At 61.5% G+C, this 23,129-nt stretch carries 19 protein-coding genes; all 19 read right to left on the reverse strand.

Annotated elements, in window-relative coordinates:
* The coding region (locus tag HK23_RS10710) for a DNA repair protein RecN (RefSeq protein WP_179193878.1) at positions 1-1,135 on the reverse strand (1,135 nt) is incomplete at its 3' end.
* Positions 1,136-1,282: 147 nt separating this feature from the next.
* A complete protein-coding gene (locus HK23_RS10715) occupies positions 1,283-2,272 on the reverse strand; it encodes an outer membrane protein assembly factor BamD (protein ID WP_063908500.1) in 990 nt (329 codons plus the stop codon).
* A gap of 91 nt (positions 2,273-2,363) precedes the next feature.
* Positions 2,364-3,344 (reverse strand): UDP-3-O-acyl-N-acetylglucosamine deacetylase, encoded by a 981-nt coding sequence (gene lpxC, locus HK23_RS10720; RefSeq protein ID WP_086653953.1) that lies wholly within the window; start codon positions 3,342-3,344, stop codon positions 2,364-2,366.
* Positions 3,345-3,495: 151 nt separating this feature from the next.
* Positions 3,496-5,052, reverse strand: a complete 1,557-nt coding sequence (ftsZ, locus tag HK23_RS10725; protein WP_086653954.1) for a cell division protein FtsZ — start codon at positions 5,050-5,052, stop codon at positions 3,496-3,498.
* A gap of 84 nt (positions 5,053-5,136) precedes the next feature.
* Positions 5,137-6,573, reverse strand: a complete 1,437-nt coding sequence (gene ftsA / locus HK23_RS10730) for a cell division protein FtsA (protein WP_063908502.1) — start codon at positions 6,571-6,573, stop codon at positions 5,137-5,139.
* Positions 6,570-7,466, reverse strand: coding sequence for a cell division protein FtsQ/DivIB (locus HK23_RS10735; protein WP_086653955.1), 897 nt, complete (start codon positions 7,464-7,466; stop codon positions 6,570-6,572). Before HK23_RS10735 ends, ftsA begins: the two co-directional genes overlap by 4 nt.
* On the reverse strand, positions 7,463-8,404 hold the full coding sequence (locus tag HK23_RS10740; protein ID WP_086653956.1) for a D-alanine--D-alanine ligase: 942 nt from the start codon (positions 8,402-8,404) through the stop codon (positions 7,463-7,465). The genes HK23_RS10735 and HK23_RS10740 overlap by 4 nt, the downstream gene beginning before the upstream one ends.
* Complete coding sequence (murB, locus tag HK23_RS10745; protein WP_086653957.1) at positions 8,401-9,348, reverse strand: UDP-N-acetylmuramate dehydrogenase; 948 nt, start codon at positions 9,346-9,348, stop codon at positions 8,401-8,403. Before murB ends, HK23_RS10740 begins: the two co-directional genes overlap by 4 nt.
* On the reverse strand, positions 9,345-10,775 hold the full coding sequence (gene murC, locus HK23_RS10750) for a UDP-N-acetylmuramate--L-alanine ligase (protein WP_086653958.1): 1,431 nt from the start codon (positions 10,773-10,775) through the stop codon (positions 9,345-9,347). Before murC ends, murB begins: the two co-directional genes overlap by 4 nt.
* Entirely contained in the window at positions 10,772-11,920 is a 1,149-nt protein-coding gene (gene murG / locus HK23_RS10755; RefSeq protein ID WP_086653985.1) for an undecaprenyldiphospho-muramoylpentapeptide beta-N-acetylglucosaminyltransferase, read from the reverse strand. Before murG ends, murC begins: the two co-directional genes overlap by 4 nt.
* A complete protein-coding gene (locus HK23_RS10760; protein WP_086653959.1) occupies positions 11,917-13,080 on the reverse strand; it encodes an FtsW/RodA/SpoVE family cell cycle protein in 1,164 nt (387 codons plus the stop codon). Before HK23_RS10760 ends, murG begins: the two co-directional genes overlap by 4 nt.
* Positions 13,080-14,495 carry a UDP-N-acetylmuramoyl-L-alanine--D-glutamate ligase gene (gene murD / locus HK23_RS10765; RefSeq protein WP_086653960.1) on the reverse strand — a complete coding sequence of 472 codons (1,416 nt, stop codon included), beginning with the start codon at positions 14,493-14,495 and terminating at the stop codon, positions 13,080-13,082. The genes HK23_RS10760 and murD overlap by 1 nt, the downstream gene beginning before the upstream one ends.
* Entirely contained in the window at positions 14,492-15,586 is a 1,095-nt protein-coding gene (gene mraY, locus HK23_RS10770; protein WP_062141675.1) for a phospho-N-acetylmuramoyl-pentapeptide-transferase, read from the reverse strand. The genes murD and mraY overlap by 4 nt, the downstream gene beginning before the upstream one ends.
* Positions 15,586-16,971, reverse strand: coding sequence for a UDP-N-acetylmuramoyl-tripeptide--D-alanyl-D-alanine ligase (locus tag HK23_RS10775; RefSeq protein ID WP_086653961.1), 1,386 nt, complete (start codon positions 16,969-16,971; stop codon positions 15,586-15,588). The genes mraY and HK23_RS10775 overlap by 1 nt, the downstream gene beginning before the upstream one ends.
* Positions 16,968-18,476 carry a UDP-N-acetylmuramoyl-L-alanyl-D-glutamate--2,6-diaminopimelate ligase gene (locus tag HK23_RS10780; protein ID WP_086653962.1) on the reverse strand — a complete coding sequence of 503 codons (1,509 nt, stop codon included), beginning with the start codon at positions 18,474-18,476 and terminating at the stop codon, positions 16,968-16,970. Before HK23_RS10780 ends, HK23_RS10775 begins: the two co-directional genes overlap by 4 nt.
* Entirely contained in the window at positions 18,473-20,509 is a 2,037-nt protein-coding gene (locus HK23_RS10785; RefSeq protein WP_086653963.1) for a peptidoglycan D,D-transpeptidase FtsI family protein, read from the reverse strand. Before HK23_RS10785 ends, HK23_RS10780 begins: the two co-directional genes overlap by 4 nt.
* 32 nt (positions 20,510-20,541) lie before the next feature.
* On the reverse strand, positions 20,542-21,549 hold the full coding sequence (gene ftsL, locus HK23_RS10790) for a cell division protein FtsL (RefSeq protein ID WP_086653964.1): 1,008 nt from the start codon (positions 21,547-21,549) through the stop codon (positions 20,542-20,544).
* Entirely contained in the window at positions 21,546-22,577 is a 1,032-nt protein-coding gene (gene rsmH / locus HK23_RS10795; protein WP_086653965.1) for a 16S rRNA (cytosine(1402)-N(4))-methyltransferase RsmH, read from the reverse strand. The genes ftsL and rsmH overlap by 4 nt, the downstream gene beginning before the upstream one ends.
* Positions 22,574-23,056 carry a division/cell wall cluster transcriptional repressor MraZ gene (mraZ, locus tag HK23_RS10800; RefSeq protein WP_062141681.1) on the reverse strand — a complete coding sequence of 161 codons (483 nt, stop codon included), beginning with the start codon at positions 23,054-23,056 and terminating at the stop codon, positions 22,574-22,576. The genes rsmH and mraZ overlap by 4 nt, the downstream gene beginning before the upstream one ends.
* Positions 23,057-23,129: the final 73 nt, after the last annotated feature.

Raw genomic sequence — 23,129 nt, forward strand, 5'->3', positions numbered from 1 at the left:
GGCGGGTTGCGGCCTGTTCATACTGAGCGCGGGCTTCTTTAACCGCCTGTTCCAGCGCGTCCAGCTGTGTGGCCCCGGTTTCAAGCGCGGTTAAGCGTGCAGAGAGGTCGGCCAGAAAGGTGGGGAGATCATCTACCGTCACGTCATGTTTACGGGCGGCGGCGCGCAGGGCAAACAGACGCTCTTCAATTTCTTCCAGCAAGCGCGGATTTGCTTCAGAATCGTCGGCCAGACGGGAAAGAAGATTCTCCGCTTCGGCCAGCGCATTCTCGGCACTTTCCAGCGCGTTCAGAGCCTCATTCGTGCGGGTTTCCAGCGGGTCAATGGCGTTTTTTTCAGCCGTGGGGGCAGGGAGCAGGCGTTGCAGGGCGCGGCTTGCCCCACGGAGGGCTGCCGCCGGACCGCTGTTGCGTCTGTCACGCGGCGTGAGTTCTGAGAGAGCGGCGGCAATAGCTTCGCCCCGACGCTCAGACTGTTGCAGGCTATGGCGCTGCACGGCCAGTTGCTCTTCTTCCCCCGCTTGCGGGTTGAGAGTGCTGAGTTCCTCAACCGTATGGCGCAACCACTCTTCTTCCCGCGCAGCCTCATGCAGGCTTTTGCGGGCGGCTTCCAGATCCCGGCTCAGGGTCTGCCAGGAGTCAAAGGTTCCGGCCACGTCTTTCAGCAGGCTGCTGGATACACCATAGGCATCCAGCAGGCCGCGATGGGTGCTGGAATCGGCTAGTCCCATCTGCTCATGCTGGCCCTGAATTTCCACCAGTGACACCGCGACCCGGCGCATGAGCGTAATGCCAACCGGCTGGTCATTGATCCATGCGCGAGACCGGCCTTCCTTGGAGACAATCCGGCGCAGCATGAGCGGTTCACCCGGCTCTGCCGGAATGCCCTGCTCTTTTAGCACGTCATAGGCTGTGTGAGTCTGGGGGATGTCAAAACTGGCTGTTACGCGGGCTTCTTGCGCTCCGGCGCGGACAAGTCCGGCGTTGGCGCGCTCACCCAGAGCCAGCCCGAGACTGTCCAGCAGGATGGATTTACCCGCCCCGGTTTCACCCGTCAGGGCCGTAAAACCGGCGTGCAGGGAAAGATCCAGTGCTTCAATCAGCACGACGTCCCTGATGGAAAGGTTTGTCAGCATGATGATGTCCGGTCTGAAAGACTGTTCACTATACGTTCTTGCGGCTTATAGCCTTCATCCACCGCTTTGTCTGCCCATAAAACAACAAACCCACGCGGAGGCGGTGGCTCCGGCGTGGGTCTGGTTTTTGTCGCATTCCGCTTTTGCTTAACGCAGGGCCGGAGCCTGATCGACTTGCGGTTCAATACGCTGTTTCTTAACAGGCTGAACCGGTGCGGCCTTGATATCCATAGCCGCAGGGGCAGGAGCGGTTCCGGCAGCCGTGGGCGGCTGCGTTGTTGCCGCGGGCGCTGTGGGCTGCGCAGTGACAACTTTGCCCGGGATCGGGAAGTTGCTGCTGAGCAGCTTGTAACGCTTCAGGTTGCTATAGGCGTACCGATACCATTTGCTGCCCGGATAGTTATAGCCAAGCACAATACCAGATTTACGGGCCTGATCGGTCAGGCCGAGGTCCAGATAGACTTCCACCATGCGTTCAAGCGCTTCAGGCACATGGTTGGTTGTCTGGAAATCCTGAATCACGCGCTGATAGCGGTTGATGGCGGCTTCGTAATTGCGTTCCTGCTGGTAGTAACGGCCAACCAGCATTTCCTTACCGGCCAAATGGTCACGGCAGAGGTCAATCTTCAGCTGAGCATCACGCGCATATTGAGACTGCGGGAAGCGGGTAATGACCTCTTCCAGCGCATCCATAGCTTCCACAGTGCCCTGCTGGTCACGCTTGACGTCTGCAATCTGCTCATAAAAGCACAGAGCGCGCAGGTAATAAGCGTAGGCAGCGTCAGCACTGGTGGGGTGCAGGCCAATAAAGCGGTTTAGCTGCTGCACGGCCTCAGGGTATTTGCCTTTAAGGTAGTAGGAATACCCTTCCATCAGCTGAGCGTTCGCAATGTAGCCGGAATAGGGGTAATTCTGCTGCAAAACCTCGAACTCGGCAGAGGCCAGCGTGTAACGCTGGGTCCGCAGAGCATCAATCCCGTTATTATACAGGGTTTCCGGAGAGGCGAGCTTAGGAGCCGGAGCGGGTTTCCCTCCGCCAAACAGGCTGCACCCGGACAAGCCCAAAAGCAGACCAGCCGAAGCCAGGCGGCGTATGCGGCAGCGAACGGAAAGAGAATTAATGAGGCTCACAGACATTCCGGCTCTTCAAATTGAACTTGTCTTATAGCACGCATGGCGCTCAAGAAAAGAGAATGAAGAGGCTCTTTGTATTTTGGGGTTACGCATCTTACGCTGCGGCGAGGGAAAAGCTCGCATGGGCAGGGACATAGCGCCATGCAGAGGGGTCTGCAAACAGGGCGCGCAACACCTTATTGTTCAGGCAATGGCCCGAGCGGTGGCCGGTAAAGCGGGCACGCAGGGGGGCTCCTGCCAGATACAGATCACCCACAGCATCCATCACCTTGTGGCGGATAAACTCATCCGGGCAGCGCAGGCCGGACGGGTTGAGAATCTCATGCCCATCCACAACAATAGCGTTATCCAGCGAGCCACCCCGCGCCAGACCGGCTTTGTGCAGGGCTTCAATTTCCTGCCGCAGCGTGAAGGTGCGGTTGCGTGCCAGATCCTGCCGGAAGGTGGTGGGGGTCAGCTCTGTAGAAAAGGTCTGTTTGCCGATAGCTTCCGCAGGGAAATCAATGCTCAGGTCCAGATGCAGGTTCTGGACGGGGGCCGGGCTGAGTTCAACAAAGGCATCGCCCTGCTCAACGCGCACGGGGCGCAGCACATCAATCCGGTGCCGCACAGCGTCCTGCTCCACGCGGCCGGCGCAGTCCATCAGGAAGACGAAATCGGCGGCAGAGCCATCAAATACTGGGATTTCCGGCCCATCGACCAGCACCAGAACATTATCAATCCCGCAGCCATTCAGGGCCGCCATCAGGTGTTCAACAGTGGCAATCCGGTTGGCCGGGTTAGTGACATCCCCCAGAACAGTGCTGAGGCGTGTGTCCACCACGTAGTCGAATCGCGCAGGCAGTAGGGCCGCGTTCAGATCCGAGCGTTTAAATACAACGCCATGCCCGGCAGGGGCGGGCTGGAGGGTGAGCGTAATACGTGCCCCTGTGTGCAAACCGATACCCACGCAAGAAATGGCATGGTGCAACGTATGCTGGACCGCAGGCTGATATTTTGCAGAAGGCTGGGCAGGGCCAGAAACAGGCTCCAGCGTGGTGGAGCGGTTCTTGGGTTCCATAAGCAGACTGTCCATGGCTCTGGCTTCTTTCCTGCGCGGTTTAAAAGACGTGCAGGTTAACGCTAAAGCCCGCCTGCTGTTCTGGCGAGTCAATCATTATTGCCGTCTATTACATAAAAAAACCGCGCTGCCCGGAGCGAGCAGCGCGGCAGAAAACTGCGCTTTTTTACTGGCGGCGCAGGAAGGTCGGGATTTCAAGCCCGGCATCATCTGTATCAGCCGGGCGTACGCTCGGACCCTGCTGACCAGCCGGGCTGACCATCGGGCGCTGCGGTTCAATAGCCGGCTCGCTCCGCTGTTCTTCAGCTGCACCTGCGCGACGGAACGCGCCGGTTACGCGGCCAAAGAGGCTGCGTGAGGACGGCTGGTTGGACTCAGGCAGATACGGAGAGCGTGGGGCTTCCGTAAACAGGCCGGCCCGCGGGGACGCCGCCGGACGCTGCGGCTGAGCCTGTGCCGGAGCAGAAGCAGCCGGAGCCGTATTGATCTGGCCGGGGACGCTGTGTGCAGGCGGCGGAGAGACGTGCTGCCCACCCGGCTGCGGCTGATAAGCCTGCGGGGCAGGAGCTGTTGCCGGACGAGGCTGCTGCATGCCGGCATCCATACGGGGTGCGGCAGGCTGCTGCATGGTGGAAGCAGGCTGAGCCGGATTGGCCGTGACTGACGGACCGGTGCCGGTTGCCAGTGTCTGCTGTTCAGCCGGAACTTCACCATCCACAGCAACCAGATGCGGGCGATCATTCGCCTGCGTGCCGATATCGATCCCCGTTGCCACAACGGACACGCGGATCTTGCCGTTCATGTTCTCATCAATAATGGAACCGAAGATCATGTTCGCGTCTTCCGCCACTTCACGGCGGATACGGTTACAGGCTTCGTCCACTTCAAAGAACGTCATGTCTTCGCCACCGGTCACGTTGACCAGCAGGCCCTGCGCGCCGGACATGCAGGTGTCTTCCAGCAGCGGGTTGGCAATAGCGGCCTCGGCGGCTTCAACAGCGCGGTTTTCACCTTCGCCTTCACCCGTGCCCATCATGGCCTTGCCCATTTCTGCCATCACGCTGCGGATGTCGGCAAAGTCGAGGTTGATGTAGCCCGGAGCCATCATCAGATCGGTCACGCCACGCACGCCCATGTAGAGCACGTGGTCAGCCATCTTGTAGGCTTCACGCAGAGTTGTACGTTCGCTGGCCACGCGGAACAGGTTCTGGTTCGGAATCACAATCAGCGTATCAACGTACTGCTGCAGTTCCTTGATGCCTTCTTCCGCAATGCGGGCGCGGCGTTTACCTTCGTAATCAAACGGCTTGCTGACAACGCCAACCGTCAGAATATTCCGCTCACGCGCCATGCGGGCAATAACCGGTGCCGCCCCGGTGCCGGTGCCGCCACCCATGCCGGTGGTGATGAACACCATGTGGCAGCCATCCAGATACCGGGCCAGCTCGTCTGCTGCTTCTTCCGCTGCACCACGGCCAACTTCCGGTTTTGCGCCAGCGCCCAGCCCGTGGGTAAGGTGCGGGCCAAGCTGCACGCGGCGGTCTGCACGGCTCTTGGCAAGGCTCTGCGCATCCGTGTTGGCAACAACAAATTCCACACCCTGAAGGCTGGACGCAATCATGTTGTCAACTGCGTTCGTGCCGCCGCCCCCGACACCGAAAACCGTAATTCTCGGTGAAAAATCAGCATGTGTCTGAGGTGGAACGGTCAGGTTCAGTGTCATGTGGCTCTCCCGGGCAGCTGCGGCAAACTAACGAAGTCTTCAGATGGATGCTAGAGCGAAGTTATCAATATTTCTCTAAGTATATCAAACTCTGTCACGAATAAAAGCGACGAGTCTTTGTAACATGCCGGAGGGTGGGGCCTCGCGGAACTCAACATCGCCGAATGGACGCTCTGCACTGGCGGCCCAGGACAGCAGGCCCGCAGCGGTTGCAAAGCCCGCAGCCGCCGCCGTGTTTTCGGGAAGACCCAGAATATGCTTGGGTCTTCCAAGCCGGACAGACCGTGTAAAAGCCGGTCCGCCACTGCGCCCTTTGGATGCCGAGGCACCTAGAATACGTTCTGCCAGCGGACGCATGCCATCCAGCAGGGAGGCACCGCCTGTCAGCACAATGCGGCCACTGGCGGCATTGCCCAGCCCCGCACCATCCAGTTTTTCTCTCACCAGCTCCAGCGTTTCTTCCATGCGGGGGCGGATGATGCGACCAAGTTGTGCGCGGGAAATCTGTTCAAAATGAGGAACGTCATTGCCCAGCAGTTCAACAGTCAGAATTTCATCTTCCACATCGGAAGAGAGATCAGCACTGCCGTAAACTGTCTTGAGCCGTTCAGCATTTTCTAAGGATGTGCTCAGGCCCCGTGCAATATCGCGCGTAACGTGCAGGCCGCCGACACTGATCTGCGCGGTATGGAGAATCTGTCCTTCTCCAAATACAGCGAGTGATGTCGTGCCGCCGCCCATTTCCACAACCGTGGTGCCCAGTTCCCGCTCATCTGCATCCAGCACGGACAGGCCGGAGGCGAGGGGGGAGGACACCAGCGCTTCCATCTTGAGTTCCGCACGGCTCAGAACGGTTTCAAGATTAAGCAGCGCGGTGGAGGCGGCATCAATAATATGCAGGCGCGCCTTCAGGGTGTCGCACAGATGGCCCCGCGGGTCAGCCACGCCTTCCGTATCATCCACAGTGAAATCAATTGGCAGGGTGTGGACAACATCCCGGCCTTCTACTGTGGCCTGAACACGGCCTTCCGTGACGACCCGGCGAATATCGGCTTCCGTCACGACACGCCCGCCAACCGGCCAGCGTACATTGAACAGGCGGCTGGCAGGATGCCCGCAGGAGAGATTGACCACCACCCGGTCAATCGTGCGTTCGGCCATTAGCTCAGCCTGCCCAACGGTGGCACGAATGGCGGCTTCCGCTGCCTGCAGGTCAGTAATGGCCCCGTTCCGCACGCCAGCGGAGCGCCGCCAGCCACAGCCGATGACTTTCAGGCTGCCGTTGGGCTCTCCCTTGCCAATCAGGCAGGTGATTTTGGTGGAACCAATATCCAGCACAGCCGAATAGCCATTGCGCCAGGTGCGCGGGCGCTTGTTGGTCTCGGAAGGGGGCAGCGGCAGAATGGTGTCATCCCCGCTCATCCGCAGGCTGGAAGAGGCGGATGTCGTGCTGGCTTTCTTGCGCAAACGGGACTGCGCAGCGGAATTGAGCGAGAAGGACGGGCGCGAGCGGTTCGTCATGCAGGACTTCCCTGCCGGCCAGCGGGGGAGGGGCTGCCGGGCTGTGATGGAGGCGATGCGGCATCAGTGCCGGAGGGGGCGGGCTGCGGGGGGCGCTCCCGAATGGTCAGGCGGTCGGGCAGACGCATATCAATCAGCACCACCGGGCGGTCCAGCAGATGCGTGGTAGCATCCAGCTTGGCCAGCCGGTGAATGGCCGGAACTTCCTCGCCCTCGGGCAGAAAGACCGTGGCGCCATCCCGCAAGGTCAGGTTCCAGCGGCGGTCACTCACCCGTACGGCAGCCGTTACATGCTCGCGCACGGAGGGTTCCTGCGTCAGCGCGTCAATCAGGGCAGAGGCGGCGTCATTCGCGCCATCCCCCACCACCAGCGGCAGTTTGGTGAAAGCCTCGGCGTCCTTGCCCGTCATGCCCTGATCCGGCACGCGCTTGCCTTGCCGGTCGATGAGCTCAAAATGCCCCTGATGCTGCCAGACAGCAAAGGGCGGACGCTCGGTAATGGTGACGTCAATTTCGCCCGAAAGATGCCGTTCAACAACCACATGATCGACAAAGGGCAGGGCGTTCAAACGGTCCCGTGCTTCGGAGACGCTGAAATTCAGCACCGGGTCCCCAACGGACACGCCAAGAGCCTTGCGAATAGCGGAATCGCTGGTGAGCTGCGCGCCCTGCACCTGAATTTTGGTTATCCGCAGCGGGGCAGCGCTCAGAACTTTCTCCCGCAAGGGAGCCAGACGTTCCTGTGCGCCGGGTTGCTGCAAATACAGGTAACCTCCTCCCCCCAGCGCCGCCAGAAACAGCAGGCCGAATAAGGGGCGGATCAGCCGCTTCTGCCGCCGGGCAAACAGCCCGATGCGTGACGGACGATCAGAAGGGGAAGAGGGGATTCTCATTGGGGACAGGCTGCCTGCTCAACCAGCCAGCCGCACAGTTCCGGATAGCTTATGCCACAATAGGCGGCCTGTTCCGGCAGCAGAGAGGTCGCTGTCATACCCGGCTGGGTGTTAACCTCCAGCAGCACAAGCCGTGCGGGACCGGGGCCGGTATCATCCAGCCGGAAGTCCGAGCGGGACGCGCCGGAGCAGCCAAGTGCCTGATGCGCTGCAACGGCAATCTCGCAGGCCTGTTTGCTCACGGCGTCATCAATCGCCGCAGGCAGGACATGGCTGGAGCCGCCGCTGGTGTATTTGGCGTCATAATCATAGAAATCATGGCCGCCGCCGGGTGCAGGTGTGATGTCTGTCACGGTCAAGGCGCGGTCCCCCAGCACACCAATCGTGATTTCCTTGCCGGGAATAAAGGCTTCCACCAGCGCATGCGGGCCATAGCGCCAGTTTTCAACAATTTCCTGCCGCGTATTGGAGCCGGAGCGGACAATGGAGACCCCGACGGACGAGCCTTCGCTCACCGGCTTGACCACATACGGTGCTGGCATGGGGTCGGCTTTGGCCAGATCCTCAATGGCAACCAGCTTGCCGTCCGCAACCGGTAGGCCGGCGGAAAGGAAGACAGCGCGGGCAGCGGCCTTGTCCATGGCTGTGGCGGAAGCGCGGATGCCGGAATGGGTGTAAGGCACGCCAATCCAGTTGAGCACACCCTGAATACAGCCATCTTCGCCAAAGCGCCCGTGCAGGGCGTTGAACACCACGTCGGGTTTCTGTTCCGTCAGCGTTGTGACGAGTGCCGCCAGATCAGCCCCCGGGTCCAGTGTGCTGACGGTATGGCCAAGGCTGCGCAGCGCTTCGACCACCCCTTTGCCGGAGGCGAGGCTGACCTCACGCTCAGAAGAAATCCCGCCCATCAGAACGGTAATCCGTTTGCTGTTGCTCATGCGGAGGGTCCTTCTGCCTTGCCGATGCGTTTGATTTCCCAGTGCAGCTGAACGCCAGACTGCTGGGCTACGCGATGCCGCACCTCATCCCCCAGACCTTCAAGGTCGGCGGCGGTCGCCTGACCGAGATTGATCAGGAAGTTGCAGTGCTTCTCGCTCACCTGCGCATCTCCACGCGTCAGCCCACGGCACCCAGCGGCATCAATCAGTTCCCACGCCTTGCGGGGGGAGATATCCGGGTCCGGATTGCGGAAGGTGGAACCGCCGGTTCTGGCGCGCACGGGCTGAGAAAGTTCACGCGCTGCGCGGATTTCTGCAATGCGGGCGGAAATATCGGCCTGTTTATCCGGCGTACCCCGCAGGCGGGCACGGATAACCAGCGCGCCTTCCGGCAGGCCGGACCGTCTATAGCCAAATTTCAGCGCGCCGGCATCCAGCCGCATCAGGCTGCCATCCCGCGTAATGATCTCCGCCCAGTCCAGCACGGTCGCGATGTCGGACCCGTAGGCCCCGGCATTCATCCGCACGGCGCCGCCAATGGAGCCGGGAATACCCGCCAGAAATTCCAGACCGGCCAGACCCGCCTGTGCGGCGTATTCGGCCACGGTGGCATCCAGACAGGCGCTGCCGACCACAAGCCCGTCTTCTTCAACCGTGATGTCAGAAAACCCGCGTGCCAGACGGATGACAATGCCATCCAGTCCGCCGTCGCGGATAATCACGTTGGAGCAGGCGCCCAGTGCTGTCACGGGGAGCTCGGGGGACAGACGCTGCATGACAGATGCAAGATCTTCCGCATCCGCAGGCTGATACAGCCATTCCGCCGCACCGCCCACGCGGAACCATGTGCGCGGGCCAAGCGGAGCCTGCGGTGTCAGGCGGCCACGGGTTTCCGCAAATGCCTGCTGCACCAGATCCGTCATGGAGGCGGAAGACAGGCTCATGCTGCGCGCCCGCCATCGGCTGCGTGCAGTGCCTTAAGCTGTTCCGGCAGAGCCTGTGCCCAGTTGGTGATAGTGCCTGCGCCGAGACACACAACATAATCCCCCGGCTTGGCGATGGCGTTGATCATTTCCGCCAGATGGTCAGGGCTGGAGAGCGGCACTACAGAGCGGTGGCCGCGTTCACGCAGGCCTTCAATCAGCTTGTCACGCGTCATTTCCGGGTCCGGCTGTTCGCCTGCGGCATAGACATCGGCCACAATGACGGTATCGGCATCATTCATGCAGGTGCAGAAATCCGGGAACAGCATTTTCAGGCGCGAATAACGGTGCGGCTGCATGACCGCAATCACGTTATTCGCCCCGGCCTGCCGCGCGGCTTTCAGCACCGCAGCAATTTCCACGGGGTGATGGCCGTAATCATCAATCACCGTCACGCCGTTGCATTCACCCGTGCGGGTAAAGCGACGCTTCACACCCCGGAAAGCAGCCAGGCCTGAGCGGATAACGTCGTCACTGATATCCATCTCTGTTGCCACGGCAATGGCGGCCAGCGCGTTCTGCACGTTGTGGGAGCCCAGCATGGGCAGGCGGAACGGGCCTGCCTTACGGGTGCGGCGGGTGGAGCGGTCTGTCAGCGTGACTTCAAACGTCGCCCCCATCTTGTCGGTAATCAGCTTTTCAGCCCGCACGTCTGCCTGCGGGGAGAACCCGTAGGTGACAATCCGGTGGTCGGACATGCGGGGGATCATCTGCTGCACGGCGGGGTGGTCAATGCACAGCACGGCAAAGCCATAGAACGGCACGTTGGAGACAAACTGGTCATACGCCGCTTCCATGGCCTCGGCGGAACCCCAGTGGTCCAGATGTTCCGGGTCCATGTTGGTCACAACGGAAATCACGGAGGGCAGACGCAGGAAGGAGCCGTCGCTCTCATCCGCTTCCGCCACCATCCAGTCGCCTTTGCCCATGCGGGTGTTGGTGCCGTAGGCCTCAATAATGCCGCCGTTAATCACGGTGGGGTCCAGACGCGCGGCTTCCAGCACAGCCGCAATCAGGCTGGTGGTGGTGGTTTTGCCGTGTGTGCCGCCAACCGCGACGGACCAGCGCAGGCGCATCAGTTCCGCCAGCATTTCCGCACGGCGCACAACCGGGATCAGACGGCTGCGGGCGGCGACCACTTCCGGGTTATCCCGGCTGACAGCCGTGGAGATAACGACAACCTGAGCTTCCCCCAGATTTTCCGCAGCGTGACCCACGGTGATGGGAATACCCGCAGCGCGCAGCCGTTTGACATTGGCGTTTTCCGCAATGTCCGACCCCTGCACGGAATAGCCAAGCATGGACAGCACCTCGGCAATGCCGGACATGCCGATGCCACCAATCCCGACAAAATGAATGGTTCCGATGGAAAGGGGCAGGGCTCTCATGCGCTGAACTCCGTCTGGCTGGGAGGTGTCGGATAGGCGGGCGAGGGGGAAAGGTGCAAGCATTCTTCTACAACATCGGCCAGGCGGGTGGCGGCATCCGGGCGGGCGAGTGAGGCTGCGGCGGCCGCTGCGCGCGCCAGCTCTTCCGGGGCCGTAAGGAGGTCATTCAGGCGATCTGCCAGAGCGGCAGAGGTAAAGTCCGGCTGGCGGATCATCCAGCCAGCGCCGGCTGTGGTGATGGCACGGGCGTTTTCCGTTTGCTCATCGCTCGCGGCAATGGGCAGGGGCACCAGAATGGAGGGGCGGCCAGCGGTGGTGATCTCTGCAACGGAGGAGCCACCGGCCCGGCCAATCACCAGATGCGCGCTCTGCAACAAGGCAGGCACATCATTCAGAAACGGTTCCACGCGGGCTGTCACGCCCATATCGGCATAGGCTTTGCGCGTGGCCTCAACGTCATCCTTCCGCGCCTGCTGCGTGACGTTCAGGCGGGCGCGCAGCTCTGCGGGCAGTTTGGCAAGGGCAGAGGGCACCACCTGTGCAAACACGCTGGCCCCCAGAGAGCCACCCCACACCAGCAGGTTGATGGTCTGATCCGGCATGGTCCAGCCTTCACCCGCGAGCGCGGCAATAGCCGGGCGAACCGGCATGCCGGTAAAGGCTGTCCGCGCGCCGATCGGCAGTTTGGCAACGGAGGGGAAGGAGGTGGCAATCACATCCGCAAAACGGGACAGCACCGCATTGGCCTTGCCCAGAACGGCATTGCCTTCGTGAATAATCAGGGCCGGATGCTTGCGGCCCAGCAGGCGTGCGCCCAGCAGCGGCGGTACGGAGGGATAACCGCCAAACCCCACCACGGCATCCGGCTGCACGCTGCGCAGAATGGCACGGGCCTTCCAAGCGCTGCTCAGCAGGGTGAGACCAGCCTTAAAGGCGCGCATCGGCCCACGGCCGGCAACACCGGCACCGGGCAGCACATATTGCTGACCGCGAGAAAAGACGCCTTCTGTGCGCGCACCTGCGCGGGCGTCCGTCATCAGGACCAGTTTGTGGCCGCGTTCGGCCAGAGCATCGGCCAGTGCTTCAGCAGGAAAGAAGTGTCCGCCGGTGCCGCCTGCGGCAATGACGATAGTGCGTTGGGTCATACGGGCCGCCATTGTCTGAGAGTGGTCATGAAGCCTCCGCTGCGTGGCAACCGTTCACCCGGCTGATGCCGCGTGAGAGCCAGCACCATGCCCACGGCCAGCGCCACGGACATAGCGGAAGACCCGCCATAGGAAATGAAAGGCAGCGTCATGCCCTTGGTGGGGATGAGATGCAAGGAGGATGCCATATTCACAAAGGCCTGCAGGCCAAAACCTGTCACCAGTCCGGTGGTGGAAATGACGATAAACGGGTCATCCTCCCGGATCAGCCGGAGCAGGGTGCGCACCACAATCACGCCAAACACGCAGATGATGAGCATGCAGACAATCAGACCATATTCTTCACCCGCCACAGCAAACACAAAGTCCGCGTGGGCATCGGGCAGCAGATCCTTCACGCGGCCTTCACCCGGTCCACGGCCCGTCAGGCCGCCATTGCCGAAGGCGCGGAGCGCGGTATCAATCTGGTAATGGTCGCCCACATTAGGATGCAGGAAGCGTTCCACGCGGGAGCGCACATGCGGGAACAGGAAGAAGGCGGCAATGCCCGCGCCAATCATGACAGCAACGCCAAGCCCCACCAGAATCAGGTTCAGACCGTCCACAAAAAGCTGCGTCATGAAGACGGTGGTGATAACCGTGAGCATCCCGATATCCGGCTGGGACTTGAGCAGCATCAGAATGACGCCAAACAGCGCGAAGGCCAGCAGCATCCCCGGAAAATAGCGGGTGACGCGGCGTTGTGTGAGCAGCCAGCCCGTCACCACGGCAAAGCAGGGTTTGAGGAATTCTGAAGGCTGGAGCGACATCAGCGGCAGGGCGATCCACCGCCGCGCGCCCTTGATTTCAATCCCATGCACCAGCGTGAGAGCTGTGGCCCCCAGCATCAGCGCGCCGCCCACAAGGGAAAGCCTGAGCACTGTCTTGCGGGAGAGCATGGAGACACTCACCACAATCAGCCCCGCAATTGTCAGAAACATCACCTGTTTGAAAATGAACATGTTGCGGGATGCGCCAATACGCACCGCAACAGCCGGGCTTGCGGCCAGCATCAGAATATAGCCAAAGCCGATCAGGATGAACGCGCAGATCAGCGTCGTCCGGTCCACATTGCGCCACCAGCGCCCAAACCGGGAGTCATCAATGCGGGAGCCTGCCATCAGTCGGCCTTTCCTGTTTGCGGCTGTTCCGTCACCGTGCGGGCGAGTTCCAGAAAGCGCAGCCCACGGGCTTCAAACCCGGAAAACTGGTCAAAACTGGCGCAGGCGGGGGACAACAGCACGACGGGCGTGCCCGTTTTCCGGGCTGCGTCATAGGCTGCGGGCACAGCGTTTTCCAGCGTGCCGGAAAGTGTGAACGCCACGCCATGTGCTGCCAGCGTTTCCGCCAGTTGTGCGGCATCCCGCCCGATGAGGAACGCATGCACAATGCGTGGAAAATAGGGCGTGAGAGAGGCAATGCCACCCTCTTTCGCCATCCCGCCTGCAATCCAGATCAGCCGGTCATAACAGCCCAGGGCACGGGCGGAGGCATCGGCATTGGTGGCTTTACTGTCATCAATAAAGGCTACGCCATCCTGCTCTGCCACCAGTTTCTGGCGATGGGGGAGGCCGGGGAAGGAGAGAATGGCCGCAGCCAGCTTGTCGTCTGGCACGCCCAGAAAGCGCGCCATGGCACAGGCGGCGGCGGCGTTTTCTGCGTTATGGCTGCCGGGCAGAGAGGGGCCAAGGCGCGCAAGGCACTGTCCCGCCTGCCAGATGGCGTTGTTTTGCCCGTACACATCACAGTCTGCGTTGGCACCGGAAATGGTCAGGCACTGCGCCGGGCCAGCCTGAAGGGTTTTGGCAATATCCCGACACCAGTCGTCGTCCACGCCAATCACGGCCAGATCTTGCGCGATCTGGTGAGTAAAGACGCGGGTCTTGGCACGGGCATACCCGTCCATACCGGCATGGCGGTCCAGATGGTCGGGTGTGAGGTTTAGCAGGCAGGCGGCATCAAAATGCAGCATGTCCAGCCGTTCCAGCATGTAGGAGGACATTTCCAGCACATACACGCCGTTATCCGGCAGCAAAGGCAGGGCTAATGCCGCGGGGCCAAGATTTCCGCCAGCAGCAACCGGAACACCGGCTTCGGCCAGAATATGGGCCAGAAGCGTGGTGGTGGTCGATTTCCCGTTGGTGCCGGTAATGCCCGCAAACCGCGCCTTGCTGCCCGCTTTGCGGACTGCCCTGAACAGCAGTTCCGCATCGGACAAAATCGGCACACCAGCCTCTTGCGCCATGATGGCGACAGGGTGCGGTTTGGGCAGCACATGCGGAATGCCGGGGGAGAGAACGAGGCCATTTGCCCCCGTCAGGGTCTCGATGGGGGCACAGGTTATCCGTGCCGCCACGTCTTGCGGCAGGCCTGTTACAGCTTTGGCGAGTGCTGCACGGGCAGCCTCGCCATCATCCCACGCCTGAACTGTAGCCCCGCTTTGTGCGAGAGCGCACACGGCGGGCAGACCGTTCCGGCCCAGTCCCAGCACAGCAAAATGCTGGCCGGTAAAAAGAGTGGCGGGAAAATTGCTCATCTCAATTTCAGCGTGGCCAGACCACACATCCCCAGAATGACGGAAACAATCCAGAAGCGTATGACAATTTTCGGCTCGGCCCAGCCCTTCTTTTCAAAATGGTGATGGATGGGGGCCATCAGGAACACCCGCCGCCCGGTGCGCTTGTACCAGAAGACCTGAATAACGACGGAGAGCGTTTCCACCACAAACAGGCCACCCACAATGCACAGCACCAGCTCGTGCTTGATGGCCACAGCCAGCGCCCCCAGAGCGCCACCCAGAGAAAGAGATCCGGTATCGCCCATAAAGACGGAAGCCGGAGGGGCATTAAACCACAGGAAGCCGAGACCAGCCCCGACCAAAGCGGCGCAGAAAACCGCTAGTTCTCCGGTGCCCGGCACGGCATGGACCTGCAGATAATCTGCAAAAACATGGTTGCCGACAATGTAGGACAGGATGGCAAACACCAGAGCGGCAATGACTACCGGCACAATGGCCAGACCATCCAGCCCGTCCGTAAAGTTTACGGCGTTGCCGAAGCCGGTAATGGTGATCATGGCGAAGATGGGATAGGCAAACCCAAGCGGCAGCAGCAGATCTTTCACAAAGGGGAAGGCCAGCTGATTGGTCAGGTCATCCGGCATCAGGCTTTGCAGGAACCAGCCACACAGCAGGGACGCCGAAAACTCACATCCCAGCCGCATCCGTTTGGACACACCATCCGTATTCCGGCGGGCCAGCTTGCGGTAATCATCCGCAAAGCCCACAGCGCCAAACGCCAGTGTGGTGAGCATGACAGCCCACACAAAGCCGTTTTCAAGGTCCCCCCACAGCAGGGTGGAGCCGAAAAGGGCAATCAGGATCAGCACGCCGCCCATGGTCGGGGTGCCGGTTTTTTCCAGCAGATGCCGTTCCGGCCCAAGGGCGCGGATTGGCTGACCTCCGCGCTGAATACGGCGCAGCATGGCAATGAGCGGGCGGCCCAGCATCAGGCTGATGGCCAGCGCGGTAAAGCAGGCTGCCCCGGCCCGGAAGGTGATGTAGCGGAGCAGGTTGAGCAGCGGAATATGTGCGTCTGTCAGCGGGTGAGAGACCAGAAAATATAGCATCAGGCAGGCTCCACGGCGCTCAGGCTGTTCAGAGCCGTAATCACATCCCGCATGCGGCTCCCCAGACTGCCTTTGACCAGAACGGCGTCCCCCTTGCGCAGAGCCGCGCAAACCAGAGGAGCCAGAGTGGCGGCGTCTTGCGCCCAGGCACCCTGCGCCGTTTTGGGCAGGGCATCAAAAAGGGATTTCATGTGGGGTCCGCAACAGAAAACAAGGTCGGCACCGGCGGCGGCGGGCTGAGCCAGCGCCTGGTGCTCGGAGAGGGAAAAATCGCCCAGTTCACGCATATCGCCCAGAACGGCAATGCGGCGTGAAGCCGGGAGATGACGAAGAACATCCAGCGCCGCGCGGATGGAGGCGGAGGAGGCATTATAGCTTTCATCCAGCAGGGTTACGTCCCCGCCAGCAATCTGGACCAGAGCGCCACGCCCCTTGCCGGGGCGGAAGCTGGTAAGAGCCTGCGCAGCTTTGCTCAGATCCCCACCCAGAGCAGCACACACGGCCAGAGCCGTCAGCGCATTGCGGGCCAGATGCGTGCCCGGTGCGTGCAACGTAACCGGCACGGAGCGGCTGCCTGCATGGGCGGTAAACTGGCTGCCACCTTCAATGGCCTTCAGGCCGGAAAGATGCACAAAGCTGTCCCGTTTCAGGCCGGTATGCCACAGGGTGGCATTGGCCTGCCGCGCGGCTGCGGTAAAAAAGGACTGGCCGTGGGCATCATCCGGCACAATAGCCACACCGCCAGTCGGCAGGGCGGTAATCAGCTCCGCTTTTTCCTGCGCAATGGCATCCACGCTGCCCATATAGCCCAGATGTGCCGAGCCAATGGTGGTGATGACGGCAATATCCGGGCGCGCCATGCTGGCCAGAGGCAGGATTTCGCCCGGGTGGTTCATGCCGATTTCACTGATGCAGAACGCCACGTCACGCGGCAGACGTGCCAGCGTGAGCGGCACGCCCCAGTGATTGTTGTAAGAGGCTTCCGCCGCATGGGTCGGGCCAAGAGCGCCAAGGCACAGGCGGAGCATTTCCTTGGTGGTGGTTTTACCGACACTGCCGGTGACAGCCACCATCTTGCCGGCAAAGCGTGCCCGTGCGGCACGGGCCAGAGCCTGTAGGCCTGCCATGGTGTCCGTCACCATCAGCAGGCGTGGATCGGTGCAGCCGGTGGTGTCATGCACCAGCACTGCTGCCGCACCTTTGTCCAGAGCGACTGCGATATGCGCATGCCCGTCGCTGTTATCGCCTTTCAGGGCCACAAACAGATCGCCGGGGGCGATGGTCCGGGTGTCAATGGAAATGCCGGTCACAACCGGCGTGCAGGGGCCTGCAAATTTGCCACCTGTGGCGGTTTCCAGTTCATCGCGTGTCCAGAGAGCCGTCATGTCGGGTTTGCCTGTTTTGAGGTGGTGCTGGTCTGAGCCCCGCCCAGGTCGCGCAGCACGGCGGCATCATCAAACGGATGCACTTCCGTGCCGATAATCTGCCCCTGTTCATGCCCTTTGCCCGCCACAACCAACACGTCATCCGGGCCGAGCATGCTCAGAGCCTCGGCAATGGCCTGCCTGCGTCCACCAATTTCCAGCGCATCTGGTGCGCCTGTGCGGACTTCTGCACGGATGGCCGCGGCGTTTTCCGTGCGAGGGTTGTCATCCGTAATAATGGCGACGTCTGCTCCGCGTGCCGCTTCCTGCGCCATCAGCGGGCGTTTGCCCCGGTCACGGTCACCGCCTGCGCCAAACACCACAACCAGCTTGCCCCGCGCATGTGGACGCAGAGAGGCTAGCAGGCGGGCAAGGGCATCTGGCGTGTGGGCATAATCTACGTAGGCACTGGCCCCATTGGGCAGCACGACTGCGCGTTCCATGCGACCGCGCACCCCGGTAAGCTGCGGCAACAGAGCGAGAATGGCGGGCAGGGACGCTTCATCCGGTGCTGCAAGAGCGGCGGCCAGAAGGGCGTTATCTGTCTGGAAACGGCCCGGCAGCGCCAGCGTGACAGTCTGGCGCTGGCCGCAAACCTCCAGTTCCAGCTCCTGCCCGGCAGGCAGCGGTGTGTGGCGCAGCAGGCGCAGCGTGGTGCCGTTTTCGCCTGTCAGCCGCAAGGTCAGCCCACGCCGTGTGGCGATGGCGCGTAGCTCTGCCAGCGTCTGAGCGTCCATATCTGCATTGGCAACGGCCAGACCACCTTCGGGCAGAACCGTTTCAAACAGTTTCAGCTTGGCGGCGCGGTAGGCTTCGACCGTGCCGTGATAATCCAGATGATCCCGGGTCAGGTTGGTGAACCCGGCAGCAGACAGGTGCAGGCCGTCCAGCCGCCCCTGTTCCAGCCCGTGGGAGGATGCTTCCAGCGCCACATGCTCAACCCCGGCCTGCGCAAGGGCGGCCAGCCCATTGGCCAGTGCCACCGGGTCCGGCGTGGTGAGGGATGGCATGGTAATGCCCAGACCGTTCACACCTGTCAGGCCCAGCGTACCTACGCCAGCAGCTTTCAGCCCCAGCAAAGCCCAGAGCTGGCGGAGGAAATCCGTGGTGCTGGTTTTGCCATTGGTACCGGTAATCGCCACAAGGCAGTCCGGCTGACGGCCAGCCAGCGCCGTCGCCAGAACGGCCAGAACATGGCGCGGGTTTTCTGCCAGTACCAGCGGGCAGGGTGCTGCATCCGCAGGCCAGACCGTGCCGACCGGAGCCAGCACAGCGGCAGCCCCATTCTGCACGGCAGCCTGAATAAAGGTGCGGCCATCGACCTTAACGCCGGGGAGGGCTGCAAACAGCGTGCCGGGTTTGACGGCGCGGCTGTCTGGCGTGATGGCGGTAATCACCGGATCATCCTCGGCCCCGGTTGCCGTAAGGCCTACAGTCTTGAGAAGGGTGGAAAGGCGTGTGGTCATTCGTCCATCACCTCCTGAGCCTGTTTTTTCAGGGCAGCTTTATGGGCTGCACGTTCTTTCTGCTCCGCAGCCTTGGCGGCCCGGTGTTCGGCTTCCGCCTTGCGCGGGTCGCCCGGGTCATTCCCCGGACCAAGCGGACGGACGCCACGCGGCACCGCAGGATGCATAGGCAGCGCCATGCTGGCGTCAATCTGTTCCGCGTGCGCTGTATCGGGGAAGATTTGCAGCATCGGCCCAATGCGCGAGACAATTTTGGAAACGGTCGGGGCGGCGTTCCAGCCTGCTGTCGTCCAGCCGTGAGTCTGCGGTGTGGGTTTGGGGCTGTCCAGCATGACATACACGGCGTAGCGCGGTGCGTTCATCGGGAAAATGCCGGTAAAAGCCGAGATGTTGACGTGCTTCAGGTATCCGCCATGCGGACCGATTTTTTCCGCCGTGCCGGTTTTACCACCCACAAAATAGCCCGGTGATTCTGCCGTGCGGCCAGTGCCGCCGGTGACGTCCAGCCGCAGCAGGCGGCGCAACAGAGCGGAATTTTTCTCAGAAATAACCCGCGTGCCCTGCGGCACGGCCAGACCATCACTCCCGATGGTGGTTCTGTTCGTGCTGGTATCGGCTTCGGCCTGCTCCAGAGCGACGTTCTGCACACCCTGAGAAAGCGCCGCCTCCTGCGTGGGGGGCGGCCCCTCTTCCTTTTCCAGAAGGGTGGGTGTGACAAGAATGCCGCCATTCACCGTAGCGGCTGTGCCGCGCACAATGGCCAGCGGCGGTTCGGCCATACCGTGCCCGAACCCGACCGTCATGGTTGTGGAAATTCCCCACTGGTGCGGCACCAGCGGACGGGCAGCTTCCGGCAATTCAATCGGGACAGGGGCAAAAAAGCCCATGTCACGGAACCATTGCGCCTGCCGTGTACCACCCACATCCAGCGCGATATGCGCTGCGGCCGGGTTGGAAGAAAAGGCCATCACTTCCGGCAGGGTCATCCACGGGGCGAAGTGGTCGTTCTTCATATCCGAAATGGTGAAGCGACCAATATGGATCGGCGTGGAAGAAAAACGGTCCCAGATATGAATGGTGCCGGTTTCCAGACCCATTGCTGCTGTCTGTAGCTTGAAGGTCGAGCCGGGTTCATACAGGCCCGTCACCGCGCGGTTAAAGCGGGCGTCATTTGTGGCGTGCGAAAACTCGTTCACGTCATAATCAGGCAGGCTGACCATGGCGATAATTTCCCCCGTCCGCACATCCATCACAATGGCGCACGCCCCGATGGCCTGAAAGGTAGTCATGGCGTTGGCGAGTTCATCCCGCACCACGGACTGAACGCGCACGTCCAGTGAAAGCCGTAGCGGGCGATGGTCGCTCATCAGGCGTTTGTCGAAATAGCGCTCAACACCGGCCACGCCGTGGTCATCAATATCCACTGTGCCCATAATCTGCGCGGCCATGTGACCCAGCGGATAATGGCGGCGCTCACCCGGTTCAAAATAGATCCCCGGAATGCCCATGCTGTTGATGGCCAGTTCCTGCTGGGGGGTAATGTTACGGGCGATATACACAAACTGCTTGGGCAGTGAGAGCTTGCGGGTGGTGTCGGCCTCGTCCAGATCTTTCAGGACGGTTTTCAGCTTTTTGGTGACATCCTGCGGGTCAATCAGTTCCTGCGGATTGGCGTAAACCTGCGCAACCGGCAAAGACAGCGCAAGCGTCTGACCATTGCGGTCCACAATGGATGCCCGGTGCACCTGCGGGAGAGAGAAGTCTCCTGCCAGACTGCCTTTAGGGTCGATTTTGGGAATTTCCGGAACCTGCGGGGCAATTTGCCGCTTTTCCGGTGCCATGGGGTGCAAAACTGTCGCGATGGACAGTTTGACGGCCACAATAGCAAAAAGCAGGCAAAATCCGCCTGCAACGCCCAGCAATCTGACATGCATCTGGTCCCGATGGGCGCGTGCACGAAGATCCTCACCCGTGATGCGCACAGTGCGCGTCACGGGGGGCGGGGTATCATAATCGTGCGGCGGAACGGCCATATCGGGTTGAAGTCACCTTATTGTCTGGAAAATCAGTTGGTCATCGGCACAGGGGCTGGCAATGCGTCACCACTGTGGTTCAGCAGAGAGCCACTGCTGTAAGAAGACGTTGCCCGTGCCTCAACATAACCAGCGGACGGCGTTGCGGCGCGATGCTGCCGGGTTGCATGCCAGCTTGCCACCGTCACAGGCAGCGGATGCCGAACCTGAGAGTCGCCATCGCTGTCCGTCACGCTGGGTTTGGGTGTCACGGCAGCAACGCGGGTCGGCGCGGGAGCCGTCTGGGCATGGCGCACAGGCTGCGGCGCATCGGCTGCACTGGCCACAGTGACTGGCGTGCGGGCTACGGGCTGGCTGGTGCGCGCAGCATCCGCCACCTGCGTTGCGGCGCGGCGCGGCGCGACAGGCCGAGCGGCCGGAACCGGCACGGTCAGCTGTGCTGTACGAACGGCGGCATCATCCGCATCATCCAGAGCCGGGCGCGGGGCACGGTCATGATGCACAACGGGACGAATGGCGGGCGCAGCGCGCACCGGCGTTTCTTCCGCAACGGTCACAGCAGCGCGCGGCGTCGGGGCTTCGTCGTCTTCCACACTGCGATCATGATGCGGAGCAGGGCGCGCCGGTTTGGCCTCCGCAACCGCGACAACAGCCGGATGCGCTGCCGGCACAGGTGCGCTCGGCTGGGCAGAGGCCAGTGTTGCGGCTGTCATGCCAGCGCGCGGATCTTCCGTCGGGGTTTTAACGGTCGGTGCGGGCAGGCGGGCAGAAAGATCGGCCATACGGACAAACTGTGCCGGGTCCATGGTGTGGAGGCCTGCCAGATGATGTTCCGCCAGACGGGTCAGACGTTCCGGCTGGTTTTCCAGAGCCCATTCCGTGCGCAGCATGGCTGTCTGAGAGCGCACGCGTTCCGTATCAGACACGATTTTGGAAATCTGCTGATCCAGAAGCGTGGTCTGATGCTTCTTCGTATAAAGGAAGAATCCCGAGGCAATGGCCAGGACAGCGCAGCAGCAGGTAAAGGGCCGGGGGATCATGGGGTCAATCCTTTGCCGAAGGAGGAAACATCGGTCGGGCGTTTTTCCACAGCGCGGAGGCGGGCGCTACGGGCACGCGGGTTGGCGACGCATTCGGCGTCACCAGGACGGAGGGGCCTCCCGGTGAGCGCGATAAAGGCGGGTTCATCCCCCTTCGTCAATGCTGCACGCGGGTCATAGCGTGAAAAACTTGTGGTTTTGCCTGTTGCAGCGCCCATCACCCGTTTGGCGATGCGGTCTTCCAGAGAATGGAAGGAGACCACAACCAGACGGCCACCGGGAGCCAGCAGATCAAGCGCCTGCGTCAGGCCGCGTTCAATCTCGCCAAGCTCGTCATTGACGGCAATGCGCAGGCCCTGAAAAGAACGAGTAGCGGCATCAATGCCTGAACGATCAGCCGGCACCACGCGACGGATCAGCCCGGCCAGTTGCGCCGTTGTTTCAAACGGCGTTTCTACGCGGTCGGCCACAATGGCGCGGGCCACGCGGCGGGCGTGGCGCTCTTCGCCATAAAAATGGAAAATGTCAGCCAGTTCGCTTTCCGGCGCTTTATTCACGATATCCGCAGCAGAGGGGCCACTCTTTGCCATGCGCATATCCAGCGGACCATCCATACGGAAGGAAAAGCCACGCTCGGCTTCATCCAGCTGGAAGGAGGAAACGCCCAGATCCAGCACAATGCCGTCAAAGGCCGGGGCATGAGCGGCTTCTGTCAGATCCTTCATGCTGCCAAACCCACCATGCAGCATGTGCAGGCGGGGCTGGCCGGCGGCATTGGTAAAATCTGCGGCCATGGCATGGCCACGCGCAATGGCGTCCGGGTCCCGGTCAATAGCCCATACGGCGCAGTCTGCACTTTTCAGAATAGCGGAGGTGTAACCACCGCCGCCAAAGGTGCAGTCAAGAATGGCATCGCCATCAGCAGGTTTCAGGCTTTCCAGCACTTCGGCCAGCATCACGGGCACATGGCCCGGAGCGGGTGTGCCAGAGGCTGGGTGCAGCGTGGAGGATGTGGTCAGAGCATTCATGCGGACCCTCCTTCCTGCCCGTCACGCGCTGCGGGGATGCTGATGCGGCGGGACCGCTGACGGGCCTCTGCACGGCGCTGGCGTGCGGCCTCGGGTTCCCAGATCTGAAAGGTGCGGCCTACGCCCATGAAAGCAACGGTCGTGCTTTCCGTAATACCTGCGTGTTCACGCAAAAAATCGGGAATGATAATGCGGCCTTCGCGGTCCGGATCAAGCGGGTAGGCATCGGCATACAGGGCCGCGGCAAGGTCGTCATGCTCATCAGAAAACATATCCAGCCGGTCCAGCGGCTGGGTCAGGCGTGAGAAGGCTCCGGCAGGCCACGCTTCAATGCAGGGCATTGTATGGGATGGTCGCAGGATCACCAGTGAATCGCCTTCCGTATGCTGCGCCTTCAGAACAGTGCGGAATCCGGCAGGAATCGAAACGCGACCCTTCGCGTCAAACCGATTCTCATGCGTGCCGAGAAACACACTCACGTAAGACGATGTCCTTCTGATTCAGACCTTTCCGTTCGCAGAACAGCGGGGAACGAAGCCGCCTCCACCACTT

Source organism: Acetobacter malorum (assembly GCF_002153605.1).
Lineage (GTDB): Bacteria > Pseudomonadota > Alphaproteobacteria > Acetobacterales > Acetobacteraceae > Acetobacter > Acetobacter malorum_A.